Here is a 15,846-nt window from a genome sequence, read left to right as displayed (position 1 = left end):
GTGTGAGACTGCGCGGCATGTCTTTCGCGGATCTCACCCTCGGCCACTGGCAGGCGCTCGACCCGGAGGCCGCCCGCCGGATCGCGCGGGAGCTCGCCGGGGCGGTCGGGGGCCGCCTCAGCGGGTTCGGCACCGGGCGGCAGCAGGGCGGCGGCGGGACCGTGCACCGGGTGCGGGTGGAGCGGGACGGGCAGGAGTTCGGGCTCGTGCCCGGCGGGACCGTGCGCGTGGGGTTCGACCTCGACGCCTGGCGGCCCACGCCCGCGCAGGAGGCGGACTACGCGGCCAGTGCGGAACAGGGCTTCGGCCACGCCCCCGACCTGCGCGGCCACCTCGCCCTCGTGCTCAGCCCCCGCCGGACCGTCACCCTGCCCGCGCTGCTCGTGGCCGTGGCGGACGAGGAGCTGACCGACGTACCCGCCGCGATGCCCGCCGTGCTCGCCGCCCGCGGGCTGCGGATGCCGAGCCCCGACGAGTGGGAGTACGCCTGCGGAGCCGGCGCCGGCACCCTCTTCCGCTGGGGCGACGCGTGCCCCCTCGACCGGCCGCCGTACGGGGACCGGGGCGGCCCCCGGCACGAGCCGAGCCTCTTCGGGCTGCGCATCGCCTACGACACGTACCGCACGGAACTGACCGACGACCCTGCGGCCGTGCACGGCGGGGACGGCGGCGAATCGGTCTGCGGCGGCTACGGGAACCTGCTGGGCTGGCTGCCGCTGGCCACCGCCCACCGCAACCCGTACCTGGCCGAGTTCGTCCACGGCCCGGACGGCGAGGGCCTGTGCGAGGACTTCTCCACGCGGCCCGTCCTGCCCCTGTGAGGAGCCCGGCCCGCCACCGCCCGCCGCGCCCGCGCGGGCCGCGCGTACAGTGCCCGCATGAGCGATGTGCTGCACGTGAAGGGGCGGGTGCTGGTCGGACCCGACGAGGTCCGCGACGAGCTCTGGGTGGTCGGCGGGAAGATCTCCTACGACCGGCCCCCCGGCGCCCGCGAGATCACCACGGTCACCGGCTGGGCCCTGCCCGGCCTGGTCGATGCGCACTGCCACGTCGGGCTCGACGCCCACGGCCCGGTCGACGCGGAGACGGCCGAGCGCCAGGCCCTCACCGACCGCGACGCGGGCACCCTCCTCATCCGCGATGCCGGATCCCCCTCCGACACCCGCTGGATCGACGACCGCGAGGACCTGCCGAAGATCATCCGCGCGGGCCGGCACATCGCCCGCACTCGCCGCTACATCCGCAACTACGCGCACGAGATCGAACCGGCCGACCTCATCGCCTACGTGGGCCGCGAGGCGGTGCGCGGCGACGGCTGGGTGAAGCTCGTCGGCGACTGGATCGACCGGGACGCGGGCGACCTCACCGCCTGCTGGCCGCGCGCCGAGGTGGAGGCGGCCATCGCGGAGGCGCACCGGCTGGGCGCCCGCGTCACCGCCCACTGCTTCGCGGAGGACTCGCTGCGCGACCTCGTGGAGGCGGGCATCGACTGCATCGAACACGCCACCGGTCTCACCGAGGACACCATCCCGCTGTTCGCGGAGCGCGGCGTCGCGATCGTGCCCACCCTCGTCAACATCGCGACCTTCCCCAAGCTGGCGGCGGGCGGCGAGGCCAAGTTCCCCCGCTGGTCCGCGCACATGCGGCGGCTGCACGAGCGGCGCTACGACACCGTGCGCGCCGCCTACGACGCGGGCGTCCCCGTCTACGTCGGCACCGACGCCGGCGGCTCCCTCCCGCACGGGCTGGTCGCGGCCGAGGTCGCAGAGCTGGTCAAGGCCGGGATCCCGGTCTCCGCCGCCCTCTCGGCGACCACCTGGGGCGCCCGCGCCTGGCTCGGCAGGCCGGGCCTGACCGAGGGCGCACCGGCGGACCTGGTGGTCTACGGCTCCGACCCGCGGGCCGACGTACGCAGCCTGGCGCAGCCCCTGCGGGTGGTCGTGAACGGGGCGGTACGCGCCTGAGCGCGGGGCGGAACACGGCCGCGGGAGGCATGCCCGGCGCACGCCACAATTCGAATCCGCGCACGGAAACCACCCTTTGGGGTGAAGTGCCGTTGGATTGCCGCCCGTTCACCCACATTGAGTAAGGATTCCGAGGGTCGAAGCCGTCGGCGCGCGCGATGTCCCCCATTGGCCGCGCGACGGCACCCAACTCCTCGGGGGTTCCACCACCTTGAACCGCAATACCTTCCGCATGCCCGCGGCCGCGCTGCTCGCCACGGGAGCGGTCGCCCTGCTCACCGCCCCGCCCGCCCATGCCACCGGAGGCGGCGGGGGCGGCACCGAGGGCAAGGCCGGTGCCGTCGTCCTGCGGGCCGGACTCGATGTGGGCCTGCTCAACAAGACGGTGCACGTCCCGCTCAAGGCCACCCTCAACGAGGTCCAGGCCCCGGCCGCACCCGCCGAGAAGACCGCGCTGACCGTCACCCTGGACGGGGTCGAGGGCAACAGGCCGGTCAGCGTCCTGCGCGCCGACGTGGCCACCTCCAAAGCCACCGCGGACAAGACCCGCGCGGTGGCGGAGGCCAACCTCGCCAAGGCGTCCGTCCATGTCCCCGGACTGCCGCTGCTCTCCCTGATCGAGGTGGAGAAGGTCACCTCCAAGGCCGTCTGCGAGGCCGGCAAGAAGCCGGTGGCCAGCGCGAACGTGCTCGGCACGGTGACCGCCCTCGGCAAGAAGGTCACCCTGACGGCGGGCGGCCCCACCAAGCTGGAGGTCCCGGGCGTGGGCCTGGTCAGCATGGAGCTGTCCGGTACGCAGACCACCTCCACCACCGCCGCGGCGGCCGCGCTGCGGCTCAAGGTGGCCGTGAACCCGCTCAACCTGAACGTGGCGCAGGTGGACGGCGAGATCGTGCTCGCCGAGGCGCACTGCGAGACCCCGAAGGGCGCGGCCCCGGCCGCGAACCCACCGAAGGACACCGCCCCCGACATCAAGACGCAGACCGGCACCGGCACCGCCACCACGGGCGGATCCGGCACCGGCACCGGCACGGCCCCGGGGGCCAACCTGGCGGAGACCGGCGGCGGTTCGCTGACCCCCTACATCACCGGCGGCGCGCTGACCCTGCTGGCCCTCGGCGGCGGCGCGCTCTTCGTGACCCGGCGCGGCCGGACCTCCTGACCCCCGCGGGCCGGGGTCCGGCGGCGCCGCCCGGGGAGCACATCGGAGGGGAGTGCTCAACGGGTGGCGTGCGTCAGCCCCTGGCCCTCGGCCCCGCGCGACCGGACGGCCTCGGAGACCTGCTGGTCGATCCGCGCGTACTCGGCGCGCTTCGCGGCCGGCAGCGGGCTGCCGGAGCCGTCGGGGCCATCGGAGCCGTCGGGGCCGTCGGATCCGCCCGGCCCACCGGCCCCGCCGTCGGCGGCGCAGGAGGCGCAGACCACGCGGAAGGGCGGGCCCATGTCCGAGTACTGCGTGAGGTATTCGGCCTTCACCACCTCCCAGCGGCCGGGATGCCCGGCGGCCGGGGCGAAGGTGAAGCGGGGGACCGAGGACTGGTTGCCGCGGAGCTTGTCCGCCGGGACGAAGCTGGCGACCTGGTCGCCCATGCCGAAGACCACCCAGGTGCCGTTGATCTTCTCGTAGGGCTGCGGCACATGGTTGTGGGTGCCGAGGATCAGGTCGATGTCGGGCAGCCCGTCGGCCGCGCGCGAGGCGGTCAGTTCCTGCGCCAGATCCTTCTGCTGCTGGTCGGGGGCCGTCTGCCACTCCGTACCCCAGTGCACGCTCAGCACCACGACCTGCGCGCCCGCCGCCCGGGCCGCGCGGGCGTCGGCGATGATCCGGTCCTTGTCGATCAGGTTCACGGCCCACGGCTTGCCCTGGGGGAGCGGGATGCCGTTCGTACCGTAGGTGTAGGAGAGCTGGGCCACCTTCGTGCCGCCCGCCGAGAGCAGCGCCGGGGCGGCGGCCTCCTTGGGGCTGCGGGCCGATCCGACGTGCGGGATGCCGGCCCGGTCGAGGTGGTCGAGGGTGCGGGCGAGGCCGTCGTAGCCGTCGTCGAGGGTGTGGTTCGAGGCGGTGGAGCAGCTGTCGTACCCGGCGTCCTTGAGGGCGTCCGCGAGCTGGTGCGGGGCCTTGAAGGTGGGATATCCCGTGTAGGGGCCGCCGGGGCGCCCGTACGGTATCTCGTGATGGCATATCGCCAGGTCGGCGGCGGATATCAGGGGCTTGACCCCCGCGAATATCTTCCGGAAGTCGTACTCCCCGGCCTTCCCCGCGTCGTCCCCCGCCCGCTGGATGATCGACGGGTACGGGATGATGTCGCCGGTCGCCACCAGGGTGAAGGGCCGCCCCGGGGCGGCGGGCTCCGGAGCGGCCGTGCGGCCCTGCTCCGGCTCGCCGCTCAGCCGCTGCCGCGGGTCCGGCGCGGCGCCGCCGTCGAACACCCCCGGTACGGCGTAGATCCCGCCGCCCACGACCGCCAGCCCGGCGAGCGCGATGCCCGCCTTGGCGAATGCCTTCATTCCCGACCCCCGGTGCGGTGTCCCGATGCGGGGATCCTCACGCGGCCCCGCCCCCGGCGCCATCGTAGGCGCCCGTCCGGGCGAACCGCCTCCGGAGCTTCCGGAGCCCCCGTCGCGTCCCCGGGGTCAGCGGGACGTCAGGGTGAGGGCCCGGTCCAGGGCCTGGAGGAGGCGGCCCGTCGTGGCCCGGTCGCGGACCGCGAGGCGCAGCCAGGAGCGGTCCAGGCCCGGGAAGGTGTCCCCCCGGCGCACGGCGAAGCCCAGCGCGCGCAGCCGGGTGCGGACCCCGGCGCCGTCCGCGACCCGGATCAGCACGAACGGCCCCTCCGCCACCCCGGCGACCTCCACCTCCTCGAACTCCGCCAGCCCGGCCAGCAGATGCGCCCGGTCCACCGCGATCCGCCGCGCCGCCTCCTCCGCCTCGGCCAGCGCGGCGGGCGCCACGCACGCCTCCGCCGCCACCAGCGCGGGCGTCGACACCGGCCACAGCGGCTGCGCGGCCGCCAGCTTCGCGATCACCTCGGGCTCGGCCAGCACATAGCCGATCCGAAGCCCCGCCAGCCCCCAGGTCTTCGTCAGGCTCCGCAGCACCACCAGCCCCGGCAGGTCCATCCGCCCCGCCAGGGCCTCCCGCTCGCCCGGCACGGCGTCCATGAACGCCTCGTCCACCACCAGGATCCGGCCCGGCCGGGCCAGCGCGGCCAGCACCCCGGCCGGGTGCAGCACGGAGGTCGGGTTGGTCGGGTTGCCGATCACCACCAGGTCCGCGTCCTCCGGCACCGCCGCCGGGTCCAGCCGGAACCCGTCCGCGGCCCGCAGCACCACCCGCTCCACCCGGTGCCCGGCGTCCCGCAGGGCCGCCTCCGGCTCCGTGAACTGCGGATGCACCACGACCGGCCGTACGGCCTCCAGGGCGCGGGCGATCAGCACGAACGCCTCCGCCGCCCCCGCCGTCAGCAGCACCCGCTCCACCGGCAGCCCGTGCCGGTCCGCCACCGCCGCCCGCGCCGCCCGCCCGTCCGGGTAGGCCGCGAGGTCCCCGAGGGAGTCGGCGATCCGCCGGGTGAGCCATTCCGGCGGCGTGTGCGCCCGTACGTTGACCGCGAGGTCCACCAGCGCGGAGCCCGCGTCGATCACCTCGGCGTCCCCGTGGTGCCGCAGGTCGTGGCCCTGCGCCGTGGCCACCGCGCAGGTGGCCGAGACCGAACGCCGCTTGGGTACGAGGAGTTCCCCGCCCGTGGCCAGGGCCGCGGCCTCCGCCACCGACGGGGTCCCGGCGGCGAGCCGTACGGCCTCCGAGGGCTCGGGGACCTCCACGGCGGCGAGCCGGGCCGCCGGATAGCCGACCAGGGGCACGCCGAAACGTTCCGCCGCGCCCGCGAGCCCCGGCTCCGCCGTCTTCGACTCCACCGTGGCCAGCGCCGTCACGGCCTCCGCGGCCAGCCCGGCACCCCGCAGGGTCTCCTCCACCAGGGCGCAGACCTCCGCGACGGAGACCCCCGCCCGGCCGCCGACCCCGACCACCAGCTGTGTCCTGTACTCGCCCACCGGGGGCCCTCCTTCCGTAGTCGCGGTCACCGGCACACCACCGGACGCCCTGCGCTCCTGTCCGCCCGCCCGCCGGACATGAGCCGCGCGCCACGACTGGTGAGTCTGGCGCCCCGCGGCCCCGGTGACGAGCCGTCGGGCGTCAACAGCGCGCCGCCCGCGGCCCGCGCGGGGACGTGCGCGCACGACGCGGAGTCTGTATCCAGGGGCACATGGCCGTGATCGTGGCGCTGGGCGCGTTCCTGATGACCCTGGCGGGCGGTTGGACGGCGCAGCGCGTCACCGACCGCCGCCACCTCGTGCTGGGCCTCGCCGGCGGGCTGATGCTCGGCGTCGTCGGCCTCGACCTGCTCCCGGAGGCCCTGCACGCGGCGGGTGACGAGATCTTCGGCGTCCCGCTCGCCCTGCTGCTCTTCGTGGCCGGCTTCCTCGTCGCCCACGTCGTCGAACGGCTCCTGGCCGTACGGCAGGCCGCGCACGGCGCCGAGGACGGCGCCCGCGTCCCGCAGGTCGGGCTGACCGCGGCCGCCATGGTCGGCCACAGCCTCGCCGACGGGGTGGCGCTGGGCGCCGCCTTCCAGGTCGGCGGCGGCATGGGCGTGGCCGTGGCGCTGGCGGTCGTCACCCACGACTTCGCCGACGGCTTCAACACGTACACACTGACCAGCCTCTACGGCAACGACCGCCGCAAGGCCCTGCTGATGCTGTTCGCCGACGCCGCCGCCCCCGTGGTGGGCGCGGCGTCCACCCTGCTGTTCACCCTTCCGGAGGAACCGCTCGGCGCGTACCTCGGGTTCTTCGGCGGGGTCCTGCTCTACCTGGCCTCGGCCGAGATCCTGCCCGAGGCCCACCACCGGCATCCCGCCCTGTCCACGCTGCTGTGCACGGTGGGCGGGGTGGCCGGCATCTGGCTCGTGGTGGGCCTCGCGGAGTGATCCGGCCGGTCTCACCGCCGGGCTGCCGAGGCGTCCCGGGCCGTGGCGCCGGAGGCCGCCGCCGCGGCCGCGGCCCGCGTGAACCGGTGGGCCACCGAGGGCTCCGCGGCCCAGTGCGTGTGCAGGTAGCTGGCGTGCACACCGCCCTGGACGAAGCCCTCCACCCGGCGCTCCGGATGCGTGAACCCCCAGGCGGGGGAGGCCCCGGCCCCCGGCTCCGTGACCGTCCGGTGGAACTCGTGCCCGCGCAGCCGGGTGCCCGCCGCCACCAGGGCGCTGTCGGACACCGCCACGGCCTGCCGGTAGCCCAGGGTCAGCCGGTCCGACATCCGCGCGCCCGTGTCCAGCACCCCGCACATCGGCCGGCCGTCCAGCGACCGCGCCAGGTAGAGCAGCCCGGCGCACTCGGCCGCCACCGGGCCGCCGGCCGCGGCGAAGGCCGCTACGGCTGCCCGCAGCGGCTCGTTCGCGGACAGCTCGGGCGCGTACACCTCGGGGAAGCCGCCGCCGATCACCAGACCGGCCGTGCGCTCGGGCAGGGCCTCGTCCCGCAGCGGGTCGAAGGTGACGACCTCGGCGCCCGCCGCGGTGAGCAGTTCGGTGTGCTCGGCGTACGAGAAGGTGAACGCGGCTCCGCCCGCGACGGCGATGACCGGCCGGTCGTGCGGTGCGGCGCCGTGGCCGGGGCGCTGCCCCGGACCCCGCGCCTCAATCGTCGGCGGGGCTGGATTCGGCGACGGCGCCTCGAACGCCGGCGCGGCTGGATGCAATGCCGGCGGGGCTTGATGCGGCGACCATGCCTCGCAGGTCAGTGGGGGTGCCGTGCGGGCCAGTGCCATCAGGGCGTCCAGGTCGCAGCCCGCCCGCACCTGGTCGGCCAGTGCCGCCACCGCGGCCAGCGCGTCGGTGTGCCGTTCGGCCACCGGCACCAGACCCAGGTGCCGCGAGGGCGTGGCCACCTGCGGAGCCCGCCGCAGCACGCCCAGCACCGGCATCCCGGCCTCCTCCAGGGCCTCCCGGAGCATCACCTCGTGCCGGTCGGAGCCGACCTTGTTGAGGATGACGCCGCCCAGCCGCACCTGCGGGTCGAAGGAGGCGAAGCCGTGCACCAGCGCGGCCACCGACCGCGACTGCGAGGAGGCGTCGACCACCAGCACCACCGGCGCCCGCAGCAGCTTCGCCACCTGCGCCGTCGACGCCAGCTCACCCCGGCCCGCGGCCCCGTCGTAGAGCCCCATCACGCCCTCGACCACGGCGAGGTCGCAGCCGGCGGCCCCGTGCGCGAACAGCGGGGCGACGAGCTCCGGCCCGCACAGGAAGGCGTCCAGGTTGCGGCCCGGCCGGCCGGTGGCCAGCGCGTGGTAGCCGGGGTCGATGTAGTCGGGCCCGGCCTTGTGCGGGGACACGGCGAGGCCGCGCTCCGTGAAGGCGGCCATCAGGCCCGTGGCCACGGTGGTCTTGCCGCTGCCGGAGGAGGGCGCGGCGACGACCAGCCGGGGTATGTCGGACGAGGTCACCACTCGATGCCCTTCTGGCCCTTCTGGCCGGCGTCCATCGGGTGCTTCACCTTGGTCATCTCGGTGACCAGGTCCGCGAACTCCACCAGTTTCTCCGGCGCGTTGCGGCCCGTGATCACCACGTGCTGGGTGCCGGGGCGGTTCCGCAGCACCTCGATGACCTCGTCGACGTCGATCCAGCCCCAGTGCATCGGGTACGCGAACTCGTCCAGCACGTACAGCTTGTGCGTCTCGGCGGCCAGATCGCGCTTGACCTGCTCCCAGCCCTCCTTCGCCGCCTGCTCGTTGTCGAGCTGCGCGTCGCGCTGCACCCAGGACCAGCCCTCGCCCATCTTGTGCCAGACGACGGACCCGCCCTCGCCGGAGGCGCCGAGCACCTTGAGCGCGTTCTCCTCGCCGACCTTCCACTTCGCCGACTTGACGAACTGGAACACCCCGACCGGCCAGCCCTGGTTCCAGGCGCGCAGCGCCAGCCCGAAGGCCGCCGTGGACTTGCCCTTGCCGGGGCCGGTGTGCACGAAGACGAGCGGGCGGTTGCGGCGCTGGCGCGTCGTGAGTCCGTCGTCCGGAACGACGGACGGCTGTCCCTGAGGCATTACGCGGCCCTCCTGGTGGTGTGCGGAGCGGGAGTTGTAGCGGTACGTACGTCCTTCACGAGCCCGGCCAGCGAGTCGGCCCGCAGCCCGTCGAGCGTGACCGAGGGCCCGCCCAGCTCCGCGGCCAGCGCTCCGGCCAGCCCCAGCCGGACCGGCCCCGACTCGCAGTCCACGACCACCGAGGCGGTCCCCCCGGCGGCCAGCAGCCGCGCGCCGCGCGCCGACAGCTCGCGCGGGTCGCCCTCACCGGCGGCCCCGCCGGCCGCGGTGGCCCGGCCGTCGGTGACGACGACGAGCAGCGGCCGCCGCGAGGGGTCCCGCAGCCGCTCGATCCGCAGCACCTCGTGCGCCTTGAGCAGCCCGGCGGCCAGCGGGGTCCGGCCGCCCGTGGGCAGCCGCTCCAGCCGGGCGGCGGCCGCGTCCACCGAGGAGGTCGGCGGCAGCGCCAGCTCCGCGGAGGTCCCCCGGAAGGTGATCAGGCCGACCTTGTCCCGGCGCTGGTAGGCGTCCAGGAGCAGCGAGAGCACGGCGCCCTTGACGGCGCTCATGCGCTGCCGGGCGGCCATGGAGCCGGAGGCGTCGACGAGGAAGAGCACGAGATTGCCCTCCCGGCCCTCCCGCGTGGCCTGCCGCAGATCGTCCTTGCGGATCACCAGGCCGCGCCCGGCCCGGCCGCGCGCCTTCTGGTGCGGGGCGGCGGCGTGCACGGTGGCCGCCAGGTGCAGCTTCGTGAGGTGGCCGCGCGGGCGCTGGGAGCCGGTGGTCCGGCCGTGCGCGGTCCGGGCGCGCGAACGCCGCCCGGCCGCGCCCTCGCCGAGCCCCGGCACGCTCAGCACCCGGGTCCGGAAGGGCGCGGAGGCCCGTACGGCGGCCTGCTCGGGCCCGTCGGCACCCTGCGCCGAGGGCTTCGCCGGGTCGGGGGAGTCCGCCGGGGCCTCGGCCGGACGCGGCTCCTCCGGGGCCTCGGCCGGCTCGGGCGCGTCCTGCGGTCCGCCGCCCTGCGGGGGCACACCGCCGCCGGGACCGCCGCCGTCGCCGTCGGGGCCGCCGTCCGGGTCCTCCGGACCCTCGGGACCGGGCTCGGGGTCCGGCTCCCGGTCCGGCTGCGGCTCCGGGTCGGGCTCCGGCTCGTCGTCGTCGAAGCCGTCCAGCAGCTCGTCGAGCTTGGCCTCGTCCAGCCCCGGCGCGTCGAAGGGCGCCCGCCGCCGCCGGTGGGGCAGCGCCAGCAGCGCGGCCTGCCGCACGTCCTCCTTGAGGACGGCGGTACGCCCGGCCCAGGCGGCCAGCGCGCACGCCGTACGGGCCATGACGATGTCGGCGCGCATGCCGTCCACCTCGAAGCCCGCGCAGACCGCGGCGATCATCAGCAGCGCGTTGTCACCCAGCCGGACCTGCGGCAGCAGCGCCCGCGCGGCCACCACCCCGGCCCGGACCTCGGCCTCGTCCCCGGCCCAGCGGGTGGCGAAGCCCGCGGGATCGTCCTCGTAGGCGAGCCGGCGGCGTACGACCTCCACGCGCTCGGCGGGCACCCGGGAGGCGGCCACCTCCACGGTCAGCCCGAACCGGTCGAGCAGCTGCGGCCGCAGCTCGCCCTCCTCCGGGTTCATGGTGCCGACGAGCAGGAAGCGGGCGGCGTGCCGGACGGAGACGCCCTCGCGCTCCACGTAGGAGGCGCCCATGGCGGCGGCGTCGAGGAGCACGTCCACCAGGTGGTCGTGGAGGAGGTTGACCTCGTCCACGTAGAGGATGCCCCGGTGGGCGTCGGCGAGCAGTCCGGGCTCGAACGCCTTCACGCCCTCGGAGAGCGCCCGCTCGATGTCGAGCGCGCCGACGAGACGGTCCTCGGAGGCGCCGACGGGCAGCTCCACCATGCGGGCCGCGCGCGCGTCACCGGGACCGGCCTCGTGCGGGCCGTCCGGGCAGGCCGGGTCCGGGGCGGCGGGCGCGCAGGAGAAGCGGCAGGCGGGGACCACGTCCACCTGCGGCAGCAGCGCCGACAGGGCGCGCACGGCGGTGGATTTGGCGGTGCCCTTCTCGCCGCGTACGAGGACGCCGCCGACCGCCGGGCTCACGGCGTTCAGCAGGAGCGCCAGCCGCAGGTCGGACTGGCCGACCACGGCGGTGAACGGATAGGGCGTGCTCATGCGGTGCCTCTCTCTGTGCGGATCCGGGTGTGCGTACGGGGGGTGCGGTCCGGGCCGGTGCGGCGCCGTGCCGGGGGCTCCGCCGCCGTCATGGCGCGCCCGGCGGGAGGAACGGCAGGCCGGCGGGGGCGCCCCCCTCGATCAGCCGCAGCAGCGCGCCGGTGTCCGCGTGCTCCTCGATCAGATCGCCCAGCAGGTCGAGCTGCTCCTCCCGCAGCGCCGCGAACGAGGTGTCCGGGGCCGGGACGAACCGCCGCCCGGCCGCCGCCGCCACCTCCCGCAGGAAGGCCCGGCGGAAGCCGTCCGACTCCAGCGAGCCGTGCCAGTGCGTGCCCCACACCGAGCCCACCCGGCACCCGTCGAGGAAGGGCTCCCCGCCCAGCACCCGGGCCACCCCGTGGTGGATCTCGTACCCGTCGACGGGCTCGCCGAGGGCGGTCCCGGTGGGCCGGGCCAGGGTCTTCTCCCGCTCGAAGCGGACGCGTACCGGCAGCAGGCCCAGGCCCTCCACCGCGCCCGCGCGGGACTCCACCTCGTCCTCGATGTGCTCGCCGAGGGCCTGGAAGCCGCCGCAGATGCCCAGCACCGGCCGGCCCTCGGCCGCCCGCCGGGCCAGCGCGTCCGCGAGCCCGCGCTCGCGCAGCCAGGCCAGCGCCTTCACCGTGCCGCGGGTGCCCGGTACGACGACCAGGTCCGCGTCGGCCAGCTCCTCGGCCCGGTCCACGAACCGCACCACGACCCCCGGCTCCGCCGCGAGCGCGTCCACGTCCGTGAAGTTCGACATCAGCGGCACCGCGCACACGGCCACCCGCAGCACGTCCTCGCCCACGGGCGGCGCCACCACGGACTCCCGCACGGCCCCGCGCAGCGAGACCCGCAGGCCGTCCTCCTCGTCGATGCCCAGCCCGTGCTGGAAGGGCAGCACCCCGTAGGTGGCCCGCCCGGTCAGCCCGCGCAGCATCTCCATGCCGGGCTCCAGCAGGGAGACGTCGCCGCGGAACTTGTTGACGAGGTACCCGGCGATCAGCTGCTGGTCCTGCGGGGAGAGCAGCGCCGTCGTCCCGAAGAAGGAGGCGAACACCCCGCCGCGGTCGATGTCGCCGACGACGACCACCGGGAAGCGCGCGGCCCGCGCGATGCCCATGTTCACGATGTCGGTCCGGCGCAGGTTGATCTCGGCCGGACTGCCCGCCCCCTCGCAGATCACGGCGTCATACGTGCCCCGCAGCTGCTCCAGGCAGTCCGTGACGATGCCGAGCAGCTGCTCCTGGCGTCCCCCGTGGTAGCCGCGGGCGCTCATCTCGCCCACCGGCTTGCCCAGCAGCACCACCTGGCTGCTGCGGTCGCTGCCGGGCTTGAGCAGCACCGGGTTCATCAGCGCCGTCGGCTCCACCCGGGCCGCCTGCGCCTGCATGGCCTGGGCGCGCCCGATCTCGGCGCCCTCGCGGGTGACGAAGGAGTTCAGCGACATGTTCTGCGCCTTGAAGGGCGCCACCTTCACGCCCTGCCGGGCCAGCCAGCGGCAGATGCCGGCCGTGACCACGCTCTTGCCCGCGTCGGAGGTCGTACCGGCGACCAGCAGTCCGCCGCCGCGCTTGGCGCCGTTCATCCGCGTCCCCCTCGTATCCGTGCCGCCAGCGTCCGCGCCGCCACGCAGGCGCCCAGCGCCAGCCAGGTCACCTGCCGGGACAGCCGGACCGCCCGGTCGATGTCCGCGACCTCCACCGGCCGTCCGGCCGCGCCGTTGAGCACGGCCCGGTGCTCGACCCGGCCGCCGTAGGCCAGGGTGCCGCCCAGCCGGACACCGAGGGCCCCCGCGAAGGACGCCTCGACGGGCCCGGCGTTCGGGCTGGGGTGCGCGGCGGCGTCCGCGCGCCAGGCCCGTACGGCACCCCGCCGGTCGGGACCGGCCAGTACGGCGGCGAGGGCCGTCAGCCGGGCGCCGGGCCAGCCCGCCACGTCGTCGAGCCGGGCGGAGGCCCAGCCGTAGCGCAGGTGGCGGGGCGACCGGTGGCCGACCATCGCGTCCAGGGTGTTCACGGCGCGGAAGGCCAGCAGCCCGGGGACCCCGCCGACGGCGCCCCACACCAGGGCCCCGACCACCGCGTCGGAGGTGTTCTCGGCGACGGACTCCACGACGGCGCGGGCCAGCTGCTGCCCGTCCAGGGCCTGCGGGTCGCGCCCGCACAGGTGCGGCAGCCGCTCCCGGGCGACCTCGGTGTCCCCGGCGGCGAGCGCGCCGCCGATGGCGCGGGCCTCCCGGCCCAGCGAGGTGCCGCCGACGACGGCCCAGGTGGCGGCGGCGGTCAGCGCGATACGGGCCGCCGCGGGCCGGGAGCGCACGGCGCGGGCGCCGAGCGCGCCGACGGCGGCCGCGCCCCCCATGCAGAGCGCGGTGTGCAGGGCGCCCCGGGCGCGGTCGTCGCGCCACAGGGTGCGCTCGACGGCGGCGGCGGCTCGTCCGAAGGCGGCCACGGGGTGCCCTCGGCGGGGATCACCGAGGATCCGGTCGCCGATCAGGCCGGCCGTGGCGCCGTACGCGAAGACGCGATCGGCACGCATGGTGGCAGGTATGTCCTCACTCAGGGTCCGCGCCCTGGTTCGACGTGTCCGGCGGCGAGAGTTCCTGGCTCCCGGGGCGCACGCACGGCGTGCGCTCCCCGGTGACAGTGGCGGGACCGCGCCGGAATCGCACCGGACTTCCTCTCCATGCCGCCGTATTGGCTCGGGCAGTCCACCACGCACCCAGAAGGCCCGTCAACTCGCCGTTGACCTGCGGCGGAGGAGGGGCGGGGCATGCGAAAGGCTCCCTCCGGGACAAACCCGGAGGGAGCCTTCGAGCCCGGCCGGCCGCGGGGCGGCGGATCAGGCGACGATCAGGTAGATCCCGTAGCCCACGGCCGCCGCGATGACGGCGAAGCAGGCGTAGGCGCCGCTGCGCGCGAGGGTGGCCGTACCGCCCTGCTCGGTGGCGGTCTCGTGCTTGGACAGGCCCACCAGGCCCAGGGTGAAGAGGGCCACGAGGGCGACGGTGGCGAGGAGGCTGACCCCGAACACGGAGCCGAGCGCTGCCCAGTCGATCTTCATACTGCCGGTTCCTCTGTGTCTCTGGTCTCGGTCGTCCTGGCCGCGGTCAGACCGCGGCGGCCGGGGCCGCCTCGTTCTGGGTCGCGGCTGGGATGGTGGCCTTGAGGTCCTCGTCCGTGACGGCGGCGGTGGTACCGGCGGCGGCGACGGTCGGCGGGACGGTGACGGCGGCCATCGCGGTGGTGACGACGCCCGGCTCCTCGGTGGCGCCGGCCGGCTCCACCTCGTTGACGTTGTGGTGGTCGACGACCTGGCGGCGCGAGATCAGCCAGATGGCCAGGCAGGAGCCGACCAGGAAGACCGTGACGGCGGCCACGCCCACGTCACCGACGCGCATGACCAGCTCGGCACCGGCGGAGACCAGTGCGGCGGCCGGCAGGGTCAGACCCCAGGCGACGAACATGCGGGTGGCGGTGGACCAGCGGACCACACCGCCCTTGCGGCCCAGACCGGCACCCATGACCGCGCCGGAGCACGAGTGGGTGGTGGAGAGCGAGAAGCCCAGGTTCGAGGAGGCGAGGATGACGGACGCGGCCGAGGTCTGGGCGGCGAAGCCCTGCTGCGGCTGGAGGTCGGTCAGGCCCTTGCCCATGGTGCGGATGATGCGCCAGCCGCCCAGGTAGGTGCCGAGCGCGATGGCCATACCGGCCGAGACGATGACCCACACCGGCGGGTTCGCGTCGGGGGCGAGCGCGCCGCCGGCGATCAGGGCCAGGGTGATGATGCCCATCGTCTTCTGCGCGTCGTTGGTGCCGTGCGCCAGGGAGACCAGACCGGCCGAGGCGATCTGACCGGCGCGGTAGCCCTTGGCGGAGGTCTTCTCGCCGACCTTGCCACCCAGCTTGTAGGTCAGCTTGGCGGCCAGGTACGCGGCGATGCCGGCCACCAGCGGGGCGGCGATCGCGGGGATGAGGACCTTGGTCACGACGACTCCGCCGTTGACCGCGCCGATGCCGGCGGAGGCGACCGCGGCACCGATCAGGCCGCCCATCAGGGCGTGGGAGGAACTGGACGGGAGTCCGACCAGCCAGGTGACGAGATTCCAGAGGATCGCGCCGACCAGGGCGGCGAAGATCACCTCTGGCTGGATGCCTTCCTCGTTGACGAGGCCCTTGGAGATCGTCTTGGCGACCTCCACGGACATGAACGCGCCGACGAGGTTGAGCACGGCGGACATGGCCACCGCGGTCTTGGGCTTGAGGGCGCCGGTCGAGATGGTGGTGGCCATCGCGTTGGCCGTGTCGTGGAAACCGTTCGTGAAGTCGAACACGAGAGCGGTGATGATCACGATCCCGAGGAGAAGCGTTATGTGCTCCATTTACCCAGGCTTCTGTTTGGCGTCAGTGGCTCGGCGAACGTAGGCAACCTGGATGAACGGAAGGTGAACTGGCTCGGGCGGAGCGGTGTACGGGCACGGGGCGTGATCCGGACATTCGTCCTGATTCATCCGCCGATATCGCTATTAATGCACGTCAGGACCGGGCGAACGGACCCCCCGGCAGGTACCCACGAGCACCCCCGGCCCCGCCTCCCGCCCCCCGAAAGAG

At 75.3% G+C, this 15,846-nt stretch carries 13 protein-coding genes and 1 riboswitch; of the genes, 4 read left to right on the top strand and 9 right to left on the bottom strand.

Annotated elements, in window-relative coordinates:
* Window positions 1–17 precede the first annotated feature (17 nt).
* The 3 genes from ABZ873_RS12305 to ABZ873_RS12295 all read left to right on the top strand — a co-directional run bounded on the left by ABZ873_RS12305 (window position 18) and on the right by ABZ873_RS12295 (window position 3,126).
* The gene (locus ABZ873_RS12305; protein WP_360869205.1) at window positions 18–821 is read left to right on the top strand and encodes a hypothetical protein; all 804 of its coding nucleotides are present in this window, start codon (window positions 18–20) and stop codon (window positions 819–821) included.
* A gap of 57 nt (window positions 822–878) precedes the next feature.
* Window positions 879–1,964, top strand: a complete 1,086-nt coding sequence (locus tag ABZ873_RS12300) for an amidohydrolase family protein (protein ID WP_360869202.1) — start codon at window positions 879–881, stop codon at window positions 1,962–1,964.
* Between the two features lie 211 nt (window positions 1,965–2,175).
* On the top strand, window positions 2,176–3,126 hold the full coding sequence (locus ABZ873_RS12295; RefSeq protein WP_360869199.1) for an SCO1860 family LAETG-anchored protein: 951 nt from the start codon (window positions 2,176–2,178) through the stop codon (window positions 3,124–3,126).
* A gap of 56 nt (window positions 3,127–3,182) precedes the next feature.
* Here the strand turns inward: ABZ873_RS12295 and ABZ873_RS12290 are convergent, their stop codons facing one another.
* Together ABZ873_RS12290 and cobC are read right to left on the bottom strand one after the other, a co-directional pair.
* Window positions 3,183–4,472, bottom strand: a complete 1,290-nt coding sequence (locus ABZ873_RS12290) for a CapA family protein (RefSeq protein WP_360869196.1) — start codon at window positions 4,470–4,472, stop codon at window positions 3,183–3,185.
* Window positions 4,473–4,598: 126 nt separating this feature from the next.
* Complete coding sequence (gene cobC, locus ABZ873_RS12285) at window positions 4,599–6,020, bottom strand: Rv2231c family pyridoxal phosphate-dependent protein CobC (RefSeq protein ID WP_360869193.1); 1,422 nt, start codon at window positions 6,018–6,020, stop codon at window positions 4,599–4,601.
* A 212-nt stretch (window positions 6,021–6,232) separates the two neighbouring features.
* On the opposite strand from cobC, the gene ABZ873_RS12280 reads away from it, so the two are divergent.
* Window positions 6,233–6,955, top strand: a complete 723-nt coding sequence (locus ABZ873_RS12280; RefSeq protein WP_360869189.1) for a ZIP family metal transporter — start codon at window positions 6,233–6,235, stop codon at window positions 6,953–6,955.
* 11 nt (window positions 6,956–6,966) lie between these two features.
* Here the strand turns inward: ABZ873_RS12280 and ABZ873_RS12275 are convergent, their stop codons facing one another.
* From ABZ873_RS12275 to ABZ873_RS12245, 7 genes are all read right to left on the bottom strand, one after another.
* Window positions 6,967–8,475 carry a cobyrinate a,c-diamide synthase gene (locus tag ABZ873_RS12275; protein WP_360869186.1) on the bottom strand — a complete coding sequence of 503 codons (1,509 nt, stop codon included), beginning with the start codon at window positions 8,473–8,475 and terminating at the stop codon, window positions 6,967–6,969.
* Complete coding sequence (gene cobO, locus ABZ873_RS12270; RefSeq protein ID WP_360869184.1) at window positions 8,469–9,068, bottom strand: cob(I)yrinic acid a,c-diamide adenosyltransferase; 600 nt, start codon at window positions 9,066–9,068, stop codon at window positions 8,469–8,471. Before cobO ends, ABZ873_RS12275 begins: the two co-directional genes overlap by 7 nt.
* A complete protein-coding gene (locus ABZ873_RS12265) occupies window positions 9,068–11,212 on the bottom strand; it encodes a putative cobaltochelatase (RefSeq protein WP_360869181.1) in 2,145 nt (714 codons plus the stop codon). The genes cobO and ABZ873_RS12265 overlap by 1 nt, the downstream gene beginning before the upstream one ends.
* An 88-nt stretch (window positions 11,213–11,300) precedes the next feature.
* On the bottom strand, window positions 11,301–12,821 hold the full coding sequence (locus ABZ873_RS12260; protein WP_360869179.1) for a cobyric acid synthase: 1,521 nt from the start codon (window positions 12,819–12,821) through the stop codon (window positions 11,301–11,303).
* The gene (locus tag ABZ873_RS12255; RefSeq protein ID WP_360869177.1) at window positions 12,818–13,774 is read right to left on the bottom strand and encodes a cobalamin biosynthesis protein; all 957 of its coding nucleotides are present in this window, start codon (window positions 13,772–13,774) and stop codon (window positions 12,818–12,820) included. Before ABZ873_RS12255 ends, ABZ873_RS12260 begins: the two co-directional genes overlap by 4 nt.
* Window positions 13,775–13,832: 58 nt before the next feature.
* Window positions 13,833–13,919, bottom strand: a riboswitch (cobalamin riboswitch).
* 158 nt (window positions 13,920–14,077) lie between these two features.
* Complete coding sequence (locus ABZ873_RS12250; RefSeq protein WP_360869174.1) at window positions 14,078–14,299, bottom strand: hypothetical protein; 222 nt, start codon at window positions 14,297–14,299, stop codon at window positions 14,078–14,080.
* 46 nt (window positions 14,300–14,345) lie between these two features.
* Window positions 14,346–15,617, bottom strand: coding sequence for an inorganic phosphate transporter (locus ABZ873_RS12245; RefSeq protein WP_360869171.1), 1,272 nt, complete (start codon window positions 15,615–15,617; stop codon window positions 14,346–14,348).
* Window positions 15,618–15,846: the final 229 nt, after the last annotated feature.

The organism is Streptomyces sp. NPDC047014, assembly GCF_040644195.1.
In the GTDB taxonomy this organism is placed as follows: Bacteria; Actinomycetota; Actinomycetes; order Streptomycetales; family Streptomycetaceae; genus Streptomyces.
This window is presented reverse-complemented; position numbering and strand designations above follow the sequence as displayed.

What these genes read in the sequence shown, in the direction of transcription:
- ABZ873_RS12255 (WP_360869177.1), bottom strand. Translation starts at nt 13,774, where the DNA reads ATGCGTGCCGATCGCGTCTTCGCGTACGGCGCCACGGCCGGCCTGATC.
- ABZ873_RS12250 (WP_360869174.1), bottom strand. Translation starts at nt 14,299, where the DNA reads ATGAAGATCGACTGGGCAGCGCTCGGCTCCGTGTTCGGGGTCAGCCTC.
- ABZ873_RS12290 (WP_360869196.1), bottom strand. Translation starts at nt 4,472, where the DNA reads ATGAAGGCATTCGCCAAGGCGGGCATCGCGCTCGCCGGGCTGGCGGTC.
- ABZ873_RS12245 (WP_360869171.1), bottom strand. Translation starts at nt 15,617, where the DNA reads ATGGAGCACATAACGCTTCTCCTCGGGATCGTGATCATCACCGCTCTC.
- ABZ873_RS12260 (WP_360869179.1), bottom strand. Translation starts at nt 12,821, where the DNA reads ATGAACGGCGCCAAGCGCGGCGGCGGACTGCTGGTCGCCGGTACGACC.
- ABZ873_RS12280 (WP_360869189.1), top strand. Translation starts at nt 6,233, where the DNA reads ATGGCCGTGATCGTGGCGCTGGGCGCGTTCCTGATGACCCTGGCGGGC.
- cobO (WP_360869184.1), bottom strand. Translation starts at nt 9,068, where the DNA reads ATGCCTCAGGGACAGCCGTCCGTCGTTCCGGACGACGGACTCACGACG.
- ABZ873_RS12265 (WP_360869181.1), bottom strand. Translation starts at nt 11,212, where the DNA reads ATGAGCACGCCCTATCCGTTCACCGCCGTGGTCGGCCAGTCCGACCTG.
- ABZ873_RS12300 (WP_360869202.1), top strand. Translation starts at nt 879, where the DNA reads ATGAGCGATGTGCTGCACGTGAAGGGGCGGGTGCTGGTCGGACCCGAC.
- ABZ873_RS12305 (WP_360869205.1), top strand. Translation starts at nt 18, where the DNA reads ATGTCTTTCGCGGATCTCACCCTCGGCCACTGGCAGGCGCTCGACCCG.